Origin of the sequence: Pontibacillus salicampi (assembly GCF_042434395.1) — a bacterium.
Taxonomy (GTDB): Bacteria; Bacillota; Bacilli; order Bacillales; family BH030062; genus Pontibacillus; species Pontibacillus salicampi.
The window spans coordinates 37,799-55,357 of the sequence record NZ_JBHLTP010000012.1; the positions used below are offsets into that span (position 1 = coordinate 37,799).

Here is a 17,559-nt window from a genome sequence, read left to right on the forward strand (position 1 = left end):
CCTGTAAGCGTTAACAATACTTATTTACTATTTCTAAAGGGGGAGTTTTATCATGACCAAGGTCCATTGGTCCCGTTGGATGTTGTCGCTTTTTGTACTTATAGCTCTTATGCTCGCAGCTTGCTCCAATGAAACAGAGGGGGAAGCTGAACAAACCGATGGCGAAGACTCAGATGAAAAGGTAGAGATTACTCTAGGATACTATTCTTCTGGTAGTGCAGATCAGAAAATGGAAGAGCTGATCGACAAGTTTGAAGAGGATAATCCTAATATTACCATCAAAACTCAAAATGCACCATATTCCCAATTCTTCCAGAAACTTGACACACAAATTGCTGGAGGTACTGCTCCAGATGTATGGTTATCAGACGGAGTGTTTGTTCAAAAATACGCTGAACGAGGGGCAGCAAAAGACCTTTCTGATTGGATTAATCAGGACTTAAACAAAGATGATTATTATGGACTTGATTTCAATAAGGATAGTGATGGAAAGTACTGGGCTGTACCACAAGGAATTCAGATTGGTGCTTTATTCTACAATAAAGATATGTTTGATAAAGCTGGAGTAGATTATCCTGATGAAAGCTGGACGTGGGATGATTTGAAAGAAGCAGGGGAAAAGCTGACACTTGATGCAAGTGATAACAAGCCAGCTGATTCTTCCTTCGACCCTAGTACAGTTAAGCAATATGGACTTACGTTCTTCAATATTACAGAAGGCTGGATGCCTGTTCTTAAATCTTACGGAGGCGGAGTCCTTAGTGAAGATGTAAAATCCTCTATTGTAGATTCTCCAGAAAATAAAGAAGCCATGAATTGGATTGTAGATGGAATGGAAAGAGGAATTCTAACAGATCCATCTGATTTACAAGCATTCCAAAGTCCAATGTCTCCGTTCCCGAGTCAGACTGCAGCTATGCGAATTGGAATCTATGCTCGTGTCCTAGCAGCCAATGAAACTGGTGTGAATTATGACGTGACAGTATTACCAAAAGGTCCAGATGGCAAACGGTTCTCTCCTGTTATTGCTAACTCCTGGATTATTAGTGAGAGTGCTAGTGATGCAAAAGCAAAAGCTGCCTGGGAATGGGTGAAGTACTGGGTAACAGAAGATGAAGTACAAAAAGAATGGGCAGAACTTGGAGAAGCAGTACCTGTCAAAAAATCTGTAGCTAACTCAGATCTATTCTTGGATTCTGAGGGACAGGACATTAATAAACAGGCTTTCCTTGATAGCTTTGAATTCGCTGGTACGCTCGATGTAAATGCTGTTTGGTCCGAATGGGTTAAGGTATTCGGTGATAATGTAAACCGAGCTTTCCTTGGCGAGACCAGTGTGGATGAAGCGTTGGAAGATGCGGACCAAGAAGTGCAAAAAGTACTAGATGAATTTTACGATAAATAATCGCTAGATAATTAGAAAAGAAAGTGTGTGGCTAATATGGCAAATAACTCGAAAGTAGAACAATATCAGCCAGCGCGAATTCAATCTAAGCGAAAGCGGAATAAGGGATTATCTCACGAGGGGAAATGGGGACTCATTATGATTTCCCCTTACCTTATTCACTTTATTGTTTTTATCGCGTTCACCTTACTGGCTTCTTTTTACTTCAGCTTATCAAAATATGACATGTTGAATGCACCCCAATTTATCGGGATAGAGAATTATACCAAACTGGTAAACGATCAAGTATTCTGGAAGTCATTATGGAATACTGTATATTTCACTGTATTGTTTGTACCTGCACAAACCGTTTTAGCATTAATCCTCGCTGTAGCATTAAATCAGCAGCTAAAAGGATTAAAGCTATATCGTATGGCCCACTTTATCCCAGTAATATCATCCTGGACAGTTGTGTTATACGTTGCTGATGCAATTTTCAACCCCCGTTTTGGTTTAGCCAACGCTATTTTAACCAAAATTGGGATGTCGTCACAACAATGGCTGAACGATGAAATGCTTGTTATTCCTGTTTTAGTAGTTGTTGCTGTTTGGAAAGGAATAGGGTACATGATGGTCATTTTCCTTGCAGGATTACAAAACGTTCCAGAGGATCTCTACGAAGCAGCAGAAATTGAAGGCGCAGGCGTACTGAAGAAATTTAGACATGTGACCATACCATTGATATCCGGAACTACATTTTTAGTTCTTGTTCTTTCTACTATCACAACCTTCCAGGCATTTGAACAAATTTACGTTATGACTGGAAATGGGGGAGATATCACTGCTGCAGGTGGCCCGGATAATTCTAGTATGGTATTAATGCTCTATTTATTCCAACAAGGATTTGCCTTCTTGAAGATGGGATATGCTTCTGCAATTGCTTGGGTGTTATTCATTATCCTATTTGTGATTACGCTTATCCAGGTAAAACTACAAAACAAGTGGGTCCACTATGAGAAGTAGTGCAACTCTGGTAAGAGGTGTTAAATATGAGAAATCCAAATAAAAAACGCAAAGTTGTCAGTTATGTCATTATTATCTTAAGCTCTATCATTATGCTTACTCCTTTTGTTACGGCAGCATTGAACTCTCTGAAAACCTATAAACAATATACAGCGATACCTGTAGAATGGATACCTAATCCATTTAAATGGGAAAATTATTTAGAGGTATGGAAGCTTACAGACCTTGGACAATATGGAATTAACAGTCTTATCGTAACGGTGCTGTCTGTGTTAGGAGCGCTATTGTCATGCTCCATGGTTGCATATGCCTTTGCTCGCTTGGAATTTCCTTTTAAGAATTCGTTATTTCTCATGGTACTTGGAACGCTAATGATTCCTCCTGTCGTGATGATCATTCCTCAATTTATCATATTCAAGCACATGGGGTTTTTAGATACACTCGTTCCTTTGTGGATTTTGGAATGGCTTGCCCAGCCATTCGGAATTTTCCTGATGCGACAAGCATTCTTATCAATACCTAAGGAATACGAAGAAGCAGCAAAACTGGATGGATGCAGTCCATTTCAAACCTATTGGAGAATTTTTTTACCTATGTGTAAACCACAGCTTGCCACGTTAACGATATTCACCTTTATGACGAAATGGAATGAAATAATGGCACCTGTAATTTACCTATCTTCAGAAGAGAAATTTACGTTGCCGATTGGTGTATTATCACTACAGGGAGCCTGGTTTGGGCAAGAACAATATCTCATTGCAGCAGCATTACTGACGCTCGTCCCAATTCTAATAGTATTTCTATTTACAGAAAGATTCTTTGTTAAAGGAGCGAGCTCTTCTGGTCTTAAATAATTCCCAGGAGGGCTATTCCTTTTCAAGAAAGGATGAACTGTATGACAATAAATGCTTTGGTTATTGGTGATAGGGATTCCTTTCACCAAATGAAACAACTCGCAGAGAGGATCCCATCCTGTGAACTATATTATCAGGATTGCTCTTTTGTTCCACCAAAACACACAACGGCTATTATCTACTCTAGCCCTTCATCAAAACCGCTCAGTGCTAGAGCTACCTATAATAAAGCAGAATATGTTGTGAACCCAACTGCTGCAGCTGTTTATTCCTTATTGCTCAAACAAAGATTACTTGGCCATGGTGGACAATGGAGTCTAGACATTCCTAATGCCACAGCTGTTTCAACTCACATACAGGGAGATGAGGTTCCTCAGGGGCACATTCATTTATATGATTCAGATACATCCATACAGGAACTTGTGGAGAAGCATTATATCAATTACTCAACCAATAAACATATCCATATCGCTACATCTTTGAAAGAAGTGTACCGCTCTCTGCTTGAGCTAAAAGTTCCAGTATCTGTTTTAAAACCAACCATTACCTGTATGAAGGAAGTATTATCTACCATGCTCATAGAACAAGTGTCTTTACCATCCAGTCCACCAACGAATACCCAACCGAGGGGGCTGACTTTCCCCCACACGAAAAAGGAAGGTATAAGTCTTACTACAATGCAGCGATTATATCGTCTATGTCAGATGCTTGGCAGGGAGACAATAACTGCAGCAGAGCTTGCTAACCACTTTTCTATTACACTTCGAAGCGCTCGCAGAATACTTACAACGTTGGAAACCCATCAGTTAGCTACTATAACAGGAGAAGAACAGGTTAAGGAAAGAGGAAGACCTAGATATGTATATCGCTTAGACTTCTCCTTAGCCACCCAATCCGCTTCATCATTATCTAAACATATGATTCACTCGTAAGGAGGAGTAATGTGCTGATCAATACTGTATTACTGGAAAGAAATAGATGGAATCAAGGAAGGATCCCTTCCTTTGCAGTCAGTGAATGGGTAAATCAATTTCATAAGGATGGCTTTACAGGTATTGAACTATGGGAAAATCATGCAGCAATGGCTGGTAAAAACGAAATAGAAGCAATTAAGAATGCGCCTCTTCCCATTACAATATACAATTCCTATATTTCCTTAGAGAATAATGCTTTAGAACAGCGGCAAAATGCTTTAGAAATTATCCAACTACTACAGCCTTCCTCGGTTAAATTCAATATGGGCGGAGATATCCAACGAAAAGAGGAGTATATAAAAAATCTTACTGAATTTCACGCTAACCTTCCAGATGGCTGTACTCTTTTATGTGAATGTCATCCAGGCACTATTATGGAGGAACCGGCACAGGCTAGAGCTATATTGGAGGAGCTTTCTGTACCATGTTCTGTCATTATCCACCCTTTTCATGCCAGCACCTCATTATCTGAATGGTTTGAACATACAAGTGATAGCATAACTCATGCACATGTAAGTTTATTTATGAAAGGGGAGTTTTATAAGTTAGCTGATAAGCCTTCCTTAATACAGGAACGTCTAAATCAATTATCTCGCTTTGGATTTCAAGGCACTTTCTCATTGGAATTTACAGAAGGGGTGGCCACAGCCTCCGAATCTATTATTGGACTATATACCAATGCTATTGAGGATAAAGCATATTTGGAATCACGATGGAAGGATATGGAGGACGTATAATGCCATTAACTGTTTGCGTTATTGGGGCAGGTATTATTGCACAAGAACACCTTAAAGCAGCGATGCAGATGGATGAATTAGAGGTGCTTGCCATTGCAGAAATTCATAATAGCAGAAGAATACAGACATGTGAGCAATATGAAATAAGAGGGTACACGTTCTATGAGGAAATGGTATTAGTGGAAAAACCCGACATTGTCGTCATTACCTTACCGCATCATCTTCATAAAGACGCAGCACTTTTTTGTGCTAAACACAATGCTCACATCCTATTAGAGAAGCCTATGGGTATAAATGAAAAAGAATGCCGCACTATCCTGTCAGCTCGCAATGAGAACAACATAGAGCTTATGGTCGGACATACCCAGCACTATTTTATTGAAAATCAAGCAGCCCGTGAGATAGTTGCTTCCGAAAGACTAGGGAAATTGTTAAGTATTAACGAGACAAGACATTTACCTTACTTTACGGAGGATCGGCCTTCTTGGTTTTTAGAAAATCAGAAGGCTGGGGGCGGAATTATGATGAACCTCGGGTCTCACTGCATTGATAAAATACAGTGGATTACCAATAGTAACATCACTTCTGTTACGGCTCATCTAACATATCCTCCTGATTTTGATATTGAGGGAAGTGGGATGATTTGGTGTACTACAACCAAAAATATCCCCATTTGCATAACCATATCAGGATATGAAGGGGTGCCTAGACACGAAACGGAATTTATCTTTTCGAATGGAATGATGAAAATGGAGGTAGGGAAGGGGATATGGATCAGTGAAGGGAATCAATACAAATCGTATGTACTTCCCAGCCAGTCTTCCTTATTTCAAGGCCAGCTTTCTGATTTAGTAAAGGCCATCTATAAGGAGAAGCCACTAGAATGCACAGGGGAGTATGCCGCTTCCATTATTAATGTAATCGAGAAGATTTATGAATCTCATCATCGTAAAGCTACCATTTTGGTGTAATAGAGAACCAAAGGATGGCTCCTTTGGTTCTAGCTATTAGTTTTTCGTATAGAGGAAAATAGCGACTATCATTAATCCCATTCCGAGGAGCCGTTGACCATCTAGAGGAATTTGTTTCATTCCTAGCCAACCAAAGTGATCGATAAGCGAACTCATAATTAATTGAGCGGAAATTAGCGTGAAGATAGCCGCTCCAACACCAATTCTAGGTACAGACAAGACCATTGTCGAAACAAAAAAAGCTCCTAATACTCCACCAATCAACTGCCATTTCGGTACTTCGAATATGTATCCAAGGTTTCCTCTCCCAAAAAATAACATAACAAGAAACAAGGTGACGGTTCCAACGAGAAAAGAAGTGAATGCCCCTTCAAACACCCCGATTTTTTGACCTAGTTTGCCATTGACGGACGATTGAATTGCTACCGCTATTCCGCCAATGAACACTAAAACCATCATAATCCACTGCATGGTGTACCTCCTTCATCCATTCTACTCTTCTAAAATAACGCATTTCTAAGTAAAAGTGTGGAAATACGCATAAGACTCATTCAGAATGAACCAACCCTAAATGAGCCTTGTGATTAATTTTTATCCTCTCTCGATTGAATCTGTTGTATAACTTCCTCTATATCCCCAGGCTTGTGAAATTCAATAGGGGAAACACCTTTATCAAATTCAATAAAATCAGATTCTAACAACAAAACGTATTTTCCGTTTACTTTTGCTAAATGAATGTGTTCTCCATAGTCTGCTAGTCTTCCTTTAATGGACGTTTCTCCCATTTTCATAGTCAGCTCCAAGTCAGGAGTTTCTTCCACCATTTGATTGGTTGCCTCTATCACTTGTTCTGTGGATAGATGTTCCTTTAACTCCCTTTTTTCACTAGTCTCCCAAATCTCCATTTCCTCAGCAAATTGTTCCCATTCTTCACTATCCTCTTCCATCACTTCCTGCACTTGCTCCTCCACCATCGTTTTAACCTGATTCTTTTGAATCTCTGGCATAGGCTTTCCATATCCAACAAACTTTAGAAAATCCTCAAAATAACGTGCGTGTGAAGCTTGATGTATTTTTACTTCCTCATAATCCAACTCCCCCTTTTCAGGCATATGTGGAAATTGGATAGACTTCATATTTTTTGTCGTTATGGCCATTTCAACTGTTTGAATCAGCGTATTTTCATCCGAGATAGAAGCTACCTTTGGTTCAAAATCACATTTCAATAGGAATATAAATGGCTCGTCAAAGTATTTTGGCAAAGTAGCCGATACTACAACAAATGCGCCGCCTCTTATGGCGCTAGCATCGACATACGCTTCTACAAACATTTCACTGATTTGCTGGAATTCTTCTTTATTTCTCGTTAGCTGTGCTTGTCTAAACACATTATAGTTTGGATTCGAATCTAAATCATAGCCTGATTCCACAATAAAATATCCAAGCTTGGTCGGAACCTGCTCTGCTTTTGGATGTCGTTCTACTTTGCGGTTTACAATTTTCTTTAATTCCCCATCCAAGAAGTCCTTCAGCGCGTTCTCTTCATACTCTGCTTGATCTATAGTCTGGAAATGCTGATAATGCTTGTTCAATTGCTCCCCTTTGCCATCCACGTGAATGACAAAGAAGGATAGATAACTAATAGTAAAATCCATATACTCACCCTAAACATTGTTTTAGTGATATCAGTATAGAGAAGAGGACTAATTACGTCAATCTATGAATGATGAATATATTTAGTTATTCCCATGATAGAATGGTAGAAAAAGGAGGGACCCTATGCCATTTCCTAAAGGAGTATATAATAAAGAAGAGGTAAAGGAAAAATGGAAGCAATCTGATTTTACAAAGCATGTTGAGAATCTATGGGAGACTCTTCAATCTCCGGGGGTAGAAAAAGATGGAATCCCACCGCTGGATTCGCCCCATTTTGTCCAAGCAAACGAGGCTGCCTTTGAGAATGAGGAAGCCATGATAGTGGTTTCTATAAAGGAACACGCCAAAGCCTATAGGGTGGATGATGTTATGCTCCACGAAATTGTTAATGACACGATAGCAGATGTACCAATCGCTATCACATTTTGTCCTTTATGTAACAGTGCCATAGTGTATAAAAGAGTGTATAAAGGCAAGACAATTCGATTAGGGGTAAGCGGTATGCTTCGTCATAACGATTTAATTATGTGGGACGATGAAACCTATTCCTGGTGGCAGCAATTTACGGGGGAAGCCATCATGGGAGAAGCAACAGGCAGCGCTTTAGACGTAATCCCCAGCCAGCTTAAGAGCTTTTCCTTTGTCCAGAAACAATTCCCTAACAGTTACGTTCTTCAAAAAACCGAACAGGATCCTATTCCACCTTCCCATCAAACAGGAGATTTTAAAAAACGTGGTCCAAAGATGGTAAATACAGAAAAGGTATTTGCTACTATCGTTCATAATCAACCGATAGCAATTTCTTTTCATAAGGCTAAACAAGAAAAAATAGTAGAGGTTGAAACGGAGAAGGAAGGTCTCGTTATAATGTTTAACGATCAAATGAAGGAAATGGGGATTGAACCAGTGGGGATGAGAGGACAAGCCTCTATATTTAAACGACAAGTGGACAAGTTTAATCTCCATTTTATGATTAACGAGGAGGGGGAGATAGTTGACTTGGAAACGAAAAGCTTTTGGAATAGGGATGGATTCTGTATAAAAGGATATTTACAGGGAAAGAAGCTTGAGGCATTACCCTGTTATCCGCATTTTCAAGAACCATGGCTTCAATTCCATCCAGATGGTATCTTATTTAAAGTATAACTTGCTAACTAAGTTGAGGGGCCTTGCTTTTCTCTTAGCATTTGAAGGAAGTTTGTAATTTCATATAATGATAGATGACTCTGGCATGACTGCCTTCTTTACCAGGCTCATTCACCAATCTTTCCAGTCGATGTATAAAGAGGAGATCGCATCTACAGCTTGGTCCTTCATTCCGATAGCATAGATCATGAGCTCGACATGCAGCATCTACTGCATTGATAGGAGCACCTGGTCCAGTACAGCCAGGACCGCACCAACGATATCCTGGAAAAATACATAAGCGGGGGCGAATGGATGGGTTGGTAGGGTGGCTACGCATACACATCACACATCCTTTTTATAAGTTACTATTATAATATGCAGTAGTCATGAGGAGAGTAATATATAGAAGCCTAGCTATTCAACAAAACTAGTGTTGACAGATCAGGTGAGAGGTGGAGTTTCATCCTCCATTACCATACAAGAAAGGGTGCAGCATTCGGCTGCACCCTTTCTATTTTAATTGTTTTTCTGTTCAGACTTGTTATCATTATCTTTTTCATCTTTTTCTTGTTTCGCACGCTTCTCTTTCAAATCAAAATACGTATCAAGAATATCGCCGCCAATTTCTTTGTTAATTGGGTATTGATTGGAAATTTGCTCACCTGTTGCTCCATAAGGAACAGCTACAGCAAAGGCGATTTCCGGGTTATTATAAGGAGCGTAGCCGACAAGCGTTAAATTTTCAGTAGGACGTGGCTCATAGCGTACCGTTTCTCCATTATTTCGGATAGGCTCATAGTAGTTAATTTGTGCTGTTCCAGTTTTTCCGGCAGCTGTGTACGACTTATCTGCAAATTCATCATCTGCTGTGCCACCAGTCGTATTAAATACTTGGTAAAAGCCCTGCTGGACTCGATCAATGTATTTTTGACCCATCGTAATTCGATTCAATACATTTGTGCTATAAGATTCCATAACAGGACCAAGCTGCTCTTCTTGCTCCTTCTGTACACTTGGTTCGCGCACTTCCTTTACAAGTCTCGGCTGTACCCGGTAGCCGTCATTAGCAATGGTAGATACATATTGAGCCAGCTGCATGGTCGTATAAGTATCATACTGGCCAATGGCCAAGTCGAGCATGTTACCAGCTTTATAGTTGTCACTCTTTAATCCCGTGCTTTCTGTTTCACTTGGAATATCAATACCAGTTTTAGTTCCTAAGCCGAATTGAGCATAGTAGTTACGGAACATCTGAAACCTTCCCGGCTCATAGGATAGCTTTTCTCCAGGCTGATAGGAAGGGTCGCCAGCTATTCTCATGCCAATATGGAACATGTACACGTTAGATGATTTTTGTAATGCTTCAATATCATTAACATAATCTAGATTTCTATAGGAAGCCTTTTGTGGGGTACCTGCCAATTTAATCGGCTGGTCATTGAAGCCAGAACCAATTCCTACAGCACCAAAATCATATCCGGCAAGGAGCGTGGCTCCCTTGACGGCAGAGCCAGGTGCTACTGGTGCTGTAACAGCATGAATGCTACGATCCACAAATTCCTGTTCCTCATTATCCCATTTTTGAGCAGCAATCCCTAGAACTTCCCCAGTATTCGGATCCATAGCTACAGCCATAGCCTCGTCCATAAATCGGTTTGGATAAGGGTATTTAGCTCGTGCCTTACCTAAATGATTGCGCAGTGATTTCTCCATTGCTTTCTGAAATTCCGTATCGAAAGATAAAACCAGATTCTTCCCTTGACTACCTTCGTGGACAACCGATTCATCAACTATTTCTCCGCTTCTGTCCGTGGTGTATTGAATTTTCTTCTTTTCACCTTTTAGAAGGTTTTCATACTCTTGTTCAATACCACTTGTACCAACTCGATCATTAGGTTTGTAATTTCTCGTTAGATAAAATTCTATATCTTCCTTCGGGATTCCATCGTTACTGACCTTACCGAGATAATCTTTAAAAAGGGACCCCTCTGGGTAAGTTCGTTCCCAGTCTGTGGAGGCATTTATACCCTTTAAGTTATGCTGGTGTTCTGCAACACGAGCATATTCCTCCTGTGTTACATTTTCGTTTTTAATTACATGAGGGGTAAAGGCAGTTGCGCGATCTAGCTTGCGCTTAATGGCCATTATTTCTTTATCCTTATCTCCAAAGGATAAATCTTCTTCCGAAATAGTATCCAGCAGTAATTCATACGGGCTTTTTTCGTCTGAATTTTCTTCTGGATTATTGGTTAATTGTTCTTCTGTCAAACGGTCCTGATATGCATCTGGATGCTTCAAAATCCAATAATCCTTCTTATCCCTTAACGTAATGCTATCCATATCATCTTCACTCATATCAATTAACTTGGCTAATTTTTCTGCCAACTGTAAGTGAAAGTCCTGAGACGGAGTTTGCATTGGTGTATATGTAATAGAATATAGTGGCTTGGTATCTGCCAGGACATTTCCAAACCGATCATACATTTTCCCTCGCGGCACTGGTGCACTTACTGTCTGATTCGTTGTCTTATCAATTTCCTCTTGAGCATCTGCCCCAAACAAAATCTGCACTACACCTAGCTGCAGTATGAGTCCAGCAAACAGCAGGAAGATAACAAAAAACAACACATTTAACCGGAAGGGAAGATGTGATTTCTTATGCTTTTTCTTTTTCCCCATAATCCTCCCCCTTATATGACGAAATGTTTAAAAAATGATTACAACCCAGATTATACCATCATTCCAAAAAGCTCACTACCATAAATGACTACCTTTACTAGATTTTAACTTAGTACACGATAAACATATGTAGTATTGTTATTAGCTTGCTTTGTACCTATTGCTATTTTACGTTTTGCGGCCTAATCTAGTTAAATCTTTATGTAAAGGGAGAGAAGGATTGGCTGCATTTACTCTCATTCTTTTCTATCTTTCTAAGCTCATGTCAAAAGGGGTAACGCTTCATCCTATCCCTCTAAAAGGATCCATCTGTCTTGCTCATGAACAATCTCGATTTAACAAAAAGGAGAGCAAGAGGGGAGACCTCTTACTCTGGACTTTTAATAACCGCCGTAGCCACCAAGTGCACCAGCACCAACAATAATTAAAAGAATGAACAATACAACGATCAAGGCGAATCCGCCACCATAACCTTTAGACATCCAGTTCACCTCCTTTCCAATTAAAAAGAAAGGGTAAACCTTTCTTATTACCATATGCCAAGGAGTGAAAGCTGTTCTAAAAATGATGGGTGAATCATAGAATTCTTTGTGATGAGAATCTCTTTCTTTATTACCAGAAGAATGCTGCAGCTAAAGCTACTCCAGTAATGGCACCTAAAGCAAATGGTACTCCAAATCCACCATATGGATATCCATAAAACCCATAGTTAAATCCTCTTTGGTTACCAAGAGGACGGACCCACACGTGACTTCTTGAAACTCTTGTCACTTCACCTACATGCGATCTTCCACCACGTAACGTTAAACGTACAGGGCGCCCCACATATCTTCGGCAAACGTGATACATATCCGGACCAGACATATATATCCTCCTTTTTGTCATTATCATGACGGGATGTACTATTACTATATGCGAATATAAGGGTTTCGAAATAGACAGTAGCATAGAGAAGAGGATAATAGGCAAAAGTTTAACCCGAATTACTCACTCAATAAAGGAGAATGAATATGACGGTGGTTGATACGAAGAGCTGGCTTCGAAATTACTGTAAAACCTATCAAAAAAAAGCCTCACTGGATAATTATAGAATCCAATGTGAGACGTTATGCTTTCCTATAGAATCTTATATAAGAGATATGTCAGCTGAAGAATTACACTTTGCATTACTCCAATATGGTTTATTTCACCCGACAGAAGATACACAGGATATTTGTGATAGTGTCCACGCATTAGACCAGTTTGGGATATGGAATGCTCTAAACATGGAATATAGACACTTACAGAAAGAGTGGAGGGGTCCTTCTGTGCCTGTATTTATATTTCCAATAACCCTTTCCAATCAACCTTCCTGTCAAAAACCTACAGAGAAGAATGGCGTTTCATTAGAGGAGGGTATTTTCTTATTCGTTTCACCGTTTATATTAAAGCAAGAAGTGTTTGCGGTATTAGCTCATGAATACAACCATTCCTGCAGACTGTTTCATACGCAGAACCATCGGCATGATATGTCTTTGTTAGACGTTATACTGCTAGAAGGCATGGCAGAGTATGCTGTTGGTAAACGATATGGATCTAAATGGAATGCTGGCTGGATTCATATGTATAGTGATAACGAGCTCCAAGCTTTGTGGACAGACCATTACATTGACCATCTTGGAATAAAAAGGGAGGAGGAACAGCTGGAATATATGTTTGGAGGCGGCACACGGAACATACCTGAACATGCAGGTTATGCAATTGGTTTTTCGATTATCACAAGCTTCCTTAATCAGCACTCCTTTAGCTGGACAGAGTTATTCAGTCTGGACTCAAAGTATATTGTGGAGCATTCTGCTTTTTCCTTGTAATGAAAACTTAAGAGCATAGCGACAAGTAGAAACGGAGTGATTTACGTTACTACTAATCACTTGCTGTGCTTAATAAAGAGGTAGAGATTTTCCTTCCTTAAGGAAATGATTGTGTGCACAAGGCTAAGAGTCCATTTACATAACTAGGGGCCGAATCACATTTATGTGACACGGCCCTTTGTTCTAGAAATTTAAGGTTTAGGTACATATGAATACTCTATACCCAAGGGATGAAGTAGATTGCGTAAAAGCAACATGCTCATCCATTACATCATACATTTCTTTTGAGATGTCATGAGATGGCAGCATATCGTTTATAGCAGATGGAGTTAAGCCAGCGATGGAAGGATCCTGAATCACTACATGCTGAAATCCCGCTTGAAGCAGCTGATCTTTCCACTCCCATTCTGACAAAACTGCATCAATACCATAGATATGCTCCATAGACTTTTTCTCTCCTTCAGTTAACGGAAGGTTCATAGTCATCTCAACCATATAAAGAGTCCCATTGGGGGCTAATACCCTTTTACATTCTCTAAGGGATTTTGGAACTTCTGTAAATGTCAAAACGGATTCAGCTATGACGAAATCAACCATCTCATCCTCGATGGGAAGTTGCTCTGCCTTACCTTGAATAATTTCTACCGGGTAACCAAGCTGCTGAATTCGATGAAGAGCTTTATCACACATAATTTCGTGATTATCTATCCCAATCACGTCACTTCCATAACGTTCATGTATATAAGACGCTGTTTGACCTGTGCCACATCCAATATCCAAGACAGAATGATGCTTTTCTAACTGGAAGGAATTTATGATTTTTTTCGTTAAATCAAACCCTCCTGGGTGAGCGCCTCCAATACCGAATGATGCAAGCACATCCAAATACGTTGGTTTCATGCAATTACTCCTTTCTTGTTGCTTCCATTCCTTTTCTAATATATGTACGTTCGCACAAGAAAGTACTCGAACGAGTTGATGTCCTTGTCTTTATAAGAGGCTCATATGGTTCGATTTATAAAGGAGCAGCATATATAATTAAAGAAACAAAGTGGGAGGTAAAGCTATGTCAGAATTACCACTTAACGTTTCAGTTCAAAACTTCCAGAATAGATCCATTTACTGTCGAAAGAAATGAACACTTAATATTGGTTTACGAGTGTCTATTTAACATTATATTGGACTCTTTTTTTTATGATTTATTGTAATTTTCTGATTTGTATGTATAATTTCCTGTAACGTGATTACGAAAAATCAAAGGAGATGATAAGGTGAGGGTTACAGATGAATTAATGGGGGCAGTAATAGAGGAGCTGACCTCCTTTTTACACCCAGATCAGGTTAGCCAAAATGAAACAGCACTTGATCAGCATAGTCATGATGAGTCCTATCATAGTGTATTTCCTCCTTTTGTTGTAGTGTATCCCAACAAAACAACGGAGGTTCAAGCGATTGTAAAAGCTGCGTGCCAGCATTCTATCCCCATTATCCCCTATGGTCTTGGTACTAGTTTAGAGGGGCATGTTATCCCTTATGATTCAGGAATTACAATTGATTTCTCCCTTATGGACACGATTATTGAAGTTCGGAATGAAGATTTTCTCGTTAAAGTACAACCTGGTGTAACTCGGTCTAGATTAAATAAAGAGTTGAAGAAGCATGGCCTCTTTTTCTCTGTGGACCCTGGTGCTGATGCCACACTTGGCGGTATGGCTGCAACGAATGCTAGTGGAACCACATCTGTAAAATATGGGATTATGCGGGATCAGGTAAGGAGCTTAGAAGTAGTAACTCCTTCAGGAGAAATAATACATACGGGGAACCTGGCTCAGAAATCATCATCTGGATATAACCTGAATGGCTTATATGTTGGCTCAGAGGGTACGCTTGGCTGTATAACAGAGCTAACCCTTAAGGTTTATGGCATACCAGAGTATTCTATGGCTGCCAGAGCATCTTTTCCAACCATTACTGATGCTGTTGATGCTGTAGTATCTATTCTTCAGGCTGGTATCCCAATTGCACGAGTAGAGCTTGTAGACGAAGAATCAATTAGACAAGTGAATTCCTTTCATCATCGAACCTATAGGGAAAAGCCAACTTTATTTCTAGAATTTCATGGTAATGAGCCTGGCTTGCGTCATGATATTGATTTTACGAAGGAAATTGTTTCGGACCATTTATGTGAAGAGATGTATTTTGAAGAGGACCATACTGCCATGGTTCAGCTATGGGAAGCTAGACATAATCTGGCCTATGCATATGTACACGGAAACCCTGGAAGAAAGCTAATGGTGACCGATGTATGCGTTCCTATATCTTCGCTTGCTGGTGCTATTCAGCACGCGCGGGAAAGATTGAACTTTCATCAATTAAATGGTGGAATCTTAGGCCATGTAGGAGATGGCAATTACCATGCTTTATTGATGATTGACATGGAGAAGGAAGGAGAGTTGTCTCGAGCTGAGCTATTCAATGAAGAAATTGTCACATATGCTATTAATTGTGGTGGGACTTGCACTGGAGAGCACGGGGTAGGAAAAGGGAAAATGAAATACCAGGAATTGGAGCACGGGGAAGCAACTCAAGTAATGAGACAAATAAAAAAAGCTATCGACCCCAAAGGAATTATGAATCCGAATAAATTAATTACGATGTGAGCATTCCCTCTAATTACCATCATGTAATAAGCGCCTGTAACTCATACTAAGCTCGGGAGGTCTTAGTATGTTACCGATTATCTTGTCAATATGTTTCATGATTTATCCAAATATTACAAATGACAATTTATTTATACAGGAAAATGGGGAGACAATTGCCAGTATCAACAGAAACGATTTAATGGACCCATTCCTTGGAAAGCCAGTCGTAAAAGGAGATAAAGTAGAGCTATTTATGGAGAAGCTTTCCGAAAAAGTACTACAATCACCCGAAAATGCTAGGATTAATAAACGAGAAGAAATTGTTCCAGGAAAAGTAGGGTATAAACTGTCTCAAGAAAAGTTTCGAACGAGTTTATACGAATATTTATTCGAGCAGCGTTCCAAGACTATAGAAGTTCCCAAAATGAAAGTGTATCCAAAGGTTGATAGTGAATTGCTAGCAAGTGTTCGTTCCCATCAGATAGGACATTATGTTACCTATTTCAACCATCGTAATAAGGAGCGATCGCACAATATTCACCTCGCCTCCAAAGCGATCGACAGCTACGTCTTATTTCCAAAGGAAACCTTCTCATTCAATGAAGTTGTAGGGAAGAGAACCAAGCAAAAGGGATATATGCCTGCACCTGTCATTGTGAAAGGAGAGGTAACAGAAGGCATCGGAGGAGGAATTTGCCAAGTATCATCTACTCTGTTTAATGCTGTAGACAACGCTGGAGTGGATATTGGGCAGCGATACTCACATAGTAAGCGAGTACCATATGTTCCTGAGGGAAGGGATGCAACGGTTAGCTGGTATGGCCCTGACTTTACCTTCACCAATCCGTATAATCATCCTCTTTTGCTTCGTTCTAAAGTAAAGGGTGGCCAATTAATGATAACGATTCATTCTGCCAATGGTATTAACGTTAAATCGAGGGAGATTCCTAAAGCAAAGACTGGATTGCCGAAGGAACTAAACGTTCGTTAAAAAGGTGAAAAAAGGAACTATTTTAGAGCAGCTGGTTCCTTTTTTTATGTGTACCTAAACGGTACATCAAAGGACACCTATGTTTATTATACTTACTGCACTTAGGATAATTTCCCACACATTCTAGTACAATCGTACAAATCCTTTGCTATCGTTATCGGTAGCGAAAATAACAAACAAATATTACCAATATAGGGATTACGATTTAGTTTAATGGGCAATTCCTGTTATGATTAATAAAAAGAAATGTGGAAAGAGAGGAGTATCATCATGAAAAATCCTTGGATATCTGGTTTTTTATCCATTCTACTTCCTGGTCTGGGTCAATTCTACTTAGGAAAAACTGCTCTAGGCATTATTTTTCTTATTGGGTACATAGCATGTTTAGTTATGAGCGGACTCCCACAAATTGAACTGACTATAAATGGTGTATTTGGTATAGCCGCTGTTATCATTTGGCTCATTAGCGTTATGCATGCCATCATACAGGCTAGAAAAGGAAAAAGTCAATTTCGCTTTTAATCATATACATAAATGCTGCTTTGAGAAACCTGTTACTACATACAGGTTTCTTTTTTGTTATGAATAACCAAAAATAATCAATTGAATAGGATGAATGGTAGGCATTTGCTCTAATGATGGAAATGAAAAGTCATACAAGGAGGGACAA

General features: G+C 39.6%; 18 protein-coding genes. 11 read left to right on the forward strand and 7 right to left on the reverse strand.

Annotated features, from left to right (window positions below):
* Positions 1 to 52: 52 nt before the first annotated feature.
* Genes ACFFGV_RS14920 through ACFFGV_RS14945 form a run of 6 tightly spaced genes read left to right on the forward strand, consistent with a single transcriptional unit; the run spans position 53 to position 5,943 of the window.
* Positions 53 to 1,405 (forward strand): ABC transporter substrate-binding protein, encoded by a 1,353-nt coding sequence (locus ACFFGV_RS14920; RefSeq protein ID WP_377349400.1) that lies wholly within the window; start codon positions 53 to 55, stop codon positions 1,403 to 1,405.
* A 36-nt stretch (positions 1,406 to 1,441) separates the two neighbouring features.
* Entirely contained in the window at positions 1,442 to 2,407 is a 966-nt protein-coding gene (locus ACFFGV_RS14925; RefSeq protein WP_377349402.1) for a carbohydrate ABC transporter permease, read from the forward strand.
* A 26-nt stretch (positions 2,408 to 2,433) separates the two neighbouring features.
* Positions 2,434 to 3,261 carry a carbohydrate ABC transporter permease gene (locus ACFFGV_RS14930; protein ID WP_377349404.1) on the forward strand — a complete coding sequence of 276 codons (828 nt, stop codon included), beginning with the start codon at positions 2,434 to 2,436 and terminating at the stop codon, positions 3,259 to 3,261.
* Positions 3,262 to 3,302: 41 nt separating this feature from the next.
* Positions 3,303 to 4,193, forward strand: a complete 891-nt coding sequence (locus ACFFGV_RS14935; RefSeq protein WP_377349406.1) for a helix-turn-helix domain-containing protein — start codon at positions 3,303 to 3,305, stop codon at positions 4,191 to 4,193.
* Positions 4,194 to 4,204: 11 nt separating this feature from the next.
* Positions 4,205 to 4,972, forward strand: a complete 768-nt coding sequence (locus tag ACFFGV_RS14940; protein WP_377349408.1) for an IolE/MocC family protein — start codon at positions 4,205 to 4,207, stop codon at positions 4,970 to 4,972.
* A complete protein-coding gene (locus tag ACFFGV_RS14945; protein ID WP_377349410.1) occupies positions 4,972 to 5,943 on the forward strand; it encodes a Gfo/Idh/MocA family protein in 972 nt (323 codons plus the stop codon). The genes ACFFGV_RS14940 and ACFFGV_RS14945 overlap by 1 nt, the downstream gene beginning before the upstream one ends.
* Before the next feature lie 36 nt (positions 5,944 to 5,979).
* Here the strand turns inward: ACFFGV_RS14945 and ACFFGV_RS14950 are convergent, their stop codons facing one another.
* Positions 5,980 to 6,414: a DMT family transporter gene (locus ACFFGV_RS14950; protein ID WP_377349412.1), complete on the reverse strand. Its 435-nt coding sequence runs from the start codon at positions 6,412 to 6,414 to the stop codon at positions 5,980 to 5,982.
* A gap of 113 nt (positions 6,415 to 6,527) precedes the next feature.
* A complete protein-coding gene (locus ACFFGV_RS14955; RefSeq protein WP_377349415.1) occupies positions 6,528 to 7,598 on the reverse strand; it encodes a DUF3900 domain-containing protein in 1,071 nt (356 codons plus the stop codon).
* Positions 7,599 to 7,722: 124 nt separating this feature from the next.
* Here ACFFGV_RS14955 and ACFFGV_RS14960 point away from each other — a divergent pair, with 124 nt between their 5' ends.
* Positions 7,723 to 8,745, forward strand: coding sequence for a DUF3179 domain-containing (seleno)protein (locus tag ACFFGV_RS14960; protein WP_377349418.1), 1,023 nt, complete (start codon positions 7,723 to 7,725; stop codon positions 8,743 to 8,745).
* 34 nt (positions 8,746 to 8,779) lie between these two features.
* Here ACFFGV_RS14960 and ACFFGV_RS14965 read toward each other — a convergent pair whose 3' ends face one another.
* The 4 genes from ACFFGV_RS14965 to ACFFGV_RS14980 all read right to left on the reverse strand — a co-directional run bounded on the left by ACFFGV_RS14965 (position 8,780) and on the right by ACFFGV_RS14980 (position 12,270).
* Positions 8,780 to 9,064 (reverse strand): phospholipase, encoded by a 285-nt coding sequence (locus ACFFGV_RS14965; protein ID WP_377349420.1) that lies wholly within the window; start codon positions 9,062 to 9,064, stop codon positions 8,780 to 8,782.
* A gap of 179 nt (positions 9,065 to 9,243) precedes the next feature.
* The gene (locus ACFFGV_RS14970; RefSeq protein WP_377349422.1) at positions 9,244 to 11,406 is read right to left on the reverse strand and encodes a peptidoglycan D,D-transpeptidase FtsI family protein; all 2,163 of its coding nucleotides are present in this window, start codon (positions 11,404 to 11,406) and stop codon (positions 9,244 to 9,246) included.
* 380 nt (positions 11,407 to 11,786) lie between these two features.
* The gene (locus tag ACFFGV_RS14975; protein WP_377349424.1) at positions 11,787 to 11,888 is read right to left on the reverse strand and encodes a YjcZ family sporulation protein; all 102 of its coding nucleotides are present in this window, start codon (positions 11,886 to 11,888) and stop codon (positions 11,787 to 11,789) included.
* A gap of 130 nt (positions 11,889 to 12,018) precedes the next feature.
* A complete protein-coding gene (locus tag ACFFGV_RS14980; RefSeq protein WP_377349427.1) occupies positions 12,019 to 12,270 on the reverse strand; it encodes a hypothetical protein in 252 nt (83 codons plus the stop codon).
* Between the two features lie 146 nt (positions 12,271 to 12,416).
* Here ACFFGV_RS14980 and ACFFGV_RS14985 point away from each other — a divergent pair, with 146 nt between their 5' ends.
* Positions 12,417 to 13,256, forward strand: a complete 840-nt coding sequence (locus tag ACFFGV_RS14985) for a DUF2268 domain-containing putative Zn-dependent protease (protein ID WP_377349430.1) — start codon at positions 12,417 to 12,419, stop codon at positions 13,254 to 13,256.
* 198 nt (positions 13,257 to 13,454) lie between these two features.
* Here ACFFGV_RS14985 and ACFFGV_RS14990 read toward each other — a convergent pair whose 3' ends face one another.
* Complete coding sequence (locus ACFFGV_RS14990) at positions 13,455 to 14,156, reverse strand: class I SAM-dependent methyltransferase (protein ID WP_377349432.1); 702 nt, start codon at positions 14,154 to 14,156, stop codon at positions 13,455 to 13,457.
* A gap of 392 nt (positions 14,157 to 14,548) precedes the next feature.
* On the opposite strand from ACFFGV_RS14990, the gene ACFFGV_RS14995 reads away from it, so the two are divergent.
* The 3 genes from ACFFGV_RS14995 (at position 14,549) to ACFFGV_RS15005 (ending at position 17,411) form a co-directional block, all read left to right on the forward strand.
* The gene (locus ACFFGV_RS14995) at positions 14,549 to 15,916 is read left to right on the forward strand and encodes an FAD-binding oxidoreductase (RefSeq protein ID WP_377349762.1); all 1,368 of its coding nucleotides are present in this window, start codon (positions 14,549 to 14,551) and stop codon (positions 15,914 to 15,916) included.
* Between the two features lie 67 nt (positions 15,917 to 15,983).
* The gene (locus tag ACFFGV_RS15000) at positions 15,984 to 16,889 is read left to right on the forward strand and encodes a VanW family protein (protein WP_377349434.1); all 906 of its coding nucleotides are present in this window, start codon (positions 15,984 to 15,986) and stop codon (positions 16,887 to 16,889) included.
* 270 nt (positions 16,890 to 17,159) lie between these two features.
* Positions 17,160 to 17,411 carry a TM2 domain-containing protein gene (locus tag ACFFGV_RS15005; protein WP_377349436.1) on the forward strand — a complete coding sequence of 84 codons (252 nt, stop codon included), beginning with the start codon at positions 17,160 to 17,162 and terminating at the stop codon, positions 17,409 to 17,411.
* Positions 17,412 to 17,559 lie beyond the last annotated feature (148 nt).

Excerpts from the sequence above, each read along its gene's own strand:
- ACFFGV_RS14930 (WP_377349404.1), top strand. The coding sequence starts at position 2,434 with ATGAGAAATCCAAATAAAAAACGCAAAGTTGTCAGTTATGTCATTATT.
- ACFFGV_RS14955 (WP_377349415.1), bottom strand. The coding sequence starts at position 7,598 with ATGGATTTTACTATTAGTTATCTATCCTTCTTTGTCATTCACGTGGAT.
- ACFFGV_RS14945 (WP_377349410.1), top strand. The coding sequence starts at position 4,972 with ATGCCATTAACTGTTTGCGTTATTGGGGCAGGTATTATTGCACAAGAA.
- ACFFGV_RS14980 (WP_377349427.1), bottom strand. The coding sequence starts at position 12,270 with ATGTCTGGTCCGGATATGTATCACGTTTGCCGAAGATATGTGGGGCGC.
- ACFFGV_RS14960 (WP_377349418.1), top strand. The coding sequence starts at position 7,723 with ATGCCATTTCCTAAAGGAGTATATAATAAAGAAGAGGTAAAGGAAAAA.
- ACFFGV_RS14920 (WP_377349400.1), top strand. The coding sequence starts at position 53 with ATGACCAAGGTCCATTGGTCCCGTTGGATGTTGTCGCTTTTTGTACTT.
- ACFFGV_RS15005 (WP_377349436.1), top strand. The coding sequence starts at position 17,160 with ATGAAAAATCCTTGGATATCTGGTTTTTTATCCATTCTACTTCCTGGT.
- ACFFGV_RS14995 (WP_377349762.1), top strand. The coding sequence starts at position 14,549 with ATGGGGGCAGTAATAGAGGAGCTGACCTCCTTTTTACACCCAGATCAG.
- ACFFGV_RS14935 (WP_377349406.1), top strand. The coding sequence starts at position 3,303 with ATGACAATAAATGCTTTGGTTATTGGTGATAGGGATTCCTTTCACCAA.
- ACFFGV_RS15000 (WP_377349434.1), top strand. The coding sequence starts at position 15,984 with ATGTTACCGATTATCTTGTCAATATGTTTCATGATTTATCCAAATATT.
- ACFFGV_RS14975 (WP_377349424.1), bottom strand. The coding sequence starts at position 11,888 with ATGTCTAAAGGTTATGGTGGCGGATTCGCCTTGATCGTTGTATTGTTC.
- ACFFGV_RS14990 (WP_377349432.1), bottom strand. The coding sequence starts at position 14,156 with ATGAAACCAACGTATTTGGATGTGCTTGCATCATTCGGTATTGGAGGC.
- ACFFGV_RS14985 (WP_377349430.1), top strand. The coding sequence starts at position 12,417 with ATGACGGTGGTTGATACGAAGAGCTGGCTTCGAAATTACTGTAAAACC.
- ACFFGV_RS14970 (WP_377349422.1), bottom strand. The coding sequence starts at position 11,406 with ATGGGGAAAAAGAAAAAGCATAAGAAATCACATCTTCCCTTCCGGTTA.
- ACFFGV_RS14965 (WP_377349420.1), bottom strand. The coding sequence starts at position 9,064 with ATGCGTAGCCACCCTACCAACCCATCCATTCGCCCCCGCTTATGTATT.
- ACFFGV_RS14950 (WP_377349412.1), bottom strand. The coding sequence starts at position 6,414 with ATGCAGTGGATTATGATGGTTTTAGTGTTCATTGGCGGAATAGCGGTA.
- ACFFGV_RS14925 (WP_377349402.1), top strand. The coding sequence starts at position 1,442 with ATGGCAAATAACTCGAAAGTAGAACAATATCAGCCAGCGCGAATTCAA.